Annotated in this window: 1 protein-coding gene; it reads left to right on the forward strand. The window is 73.5% G+C overall.

Annotated elements, in window-relative coordinates; translation table 11 throughout:
* Positions 1 to 79: 79 nt before the first annotated feature.
* Positions 80 to 1,116 (forward strand): carboxylating nicotinate-nucleotide diphosphorylase (nadC, locus tag AC5LSR_RS20315; protein WP_493468835.1); only part of this gene is annotated, 1,037 nt, incomplete at its 3' end.

A 1,116-nucleotide genomic window follows, 5' to 3' on the forward strand; every position in this document is an offset into this window, starting at 1 on the left:
GCCGTTGTCGTTGTCACCGCCGCCGCCGTTGTCACCGCCGTCATCGTCACCGTTGTCGCCGGAGACCCGCGGCGCTCTGGTGTCCGCCGGGCTTGATCCGGACGCGCTCGTCGCGCTCATCCGCGGTGCCGTCGCCGAGGACCTGCCCGCGCTCCCAGCGGAGCCGGTCGCGGCCCCCGAAACCGCGGCGGATGCCACTGTCCGTACAGTGAGTAGTCATGTTCCGGATACGGTCGACACGACGTCGGTCGCGACCGTGCCGCCCGGCCTGGCCGGGCAGGGAGCAGTCGTCGCGCGGGCCCGAGGAGTCGTCGCCGGCCTGCCGGTGGCCGCGGCCGTCTTCGAGGTGGTCCTCTCCGACTGGTACCCGGCGCGATACGAGCCCACAGGCGTCCGCTCGACGCGGGATCCGTCGGACGTCCACCGCGGGGGCGGCGCCGCTGACGAGCACTCGGATACGAAGAGTGGCTGGACGGGCGGGCTGGACATCGAGATCATCGCTTCGGACGGTGACCGGGTGAGCCCCGGGGACACCGTCCTGACCGTCACGGGCCCGGTCCGCGCCCTGCTCACCGCCGAGCGCACGGCGCTGAACCTGCTGTGCCACCTCTCCGGGGTGGCCACGGCGACCCGGCGGTGGGTCGACGCGGTGGACGGTACGGGGGTGGCGATCCGGGACACCCGTAAGACCCTGCCGGGGCTGCGTGCGCTGGAGAAGTACGCGGTGCGCTGCGGAGGCGGGCGCAACCACCGGATGTCGCTGGCGGACGCGGCGCTGGTGAAGGACAACCACGTGGTCGCCGCGGGCGGGGTGGCGGCGGCGTTCGCCGCGGTGCGGGCGAGGTTCCCCGGCCTGCCGGTCGAGGTCGAGTGCGACACGGTGACCCAGGTCGCCGAAGCAGTGACAGCCGGCGCGGACCTGATCCTCTGCGACAACATGAGCCTGGACGAGCTGCGCGCGTCGGTCACGATCGCCCGTCCGAACGGCGTCGAGCTGGAGGCCAGCGGAGGCCTCACCCTCGACGCGGCCCGCCGCGTGGCCGAGACCGGCGTCGACTATCTGGCGATCGGGGCGCTGACCCACTCGGCACCCGCGCTGGACCTGGGCCTCGACCT

This window comes from Protofrankia sp. CiP1_Cm_nod4 (genome assembly GCF_982290645.1).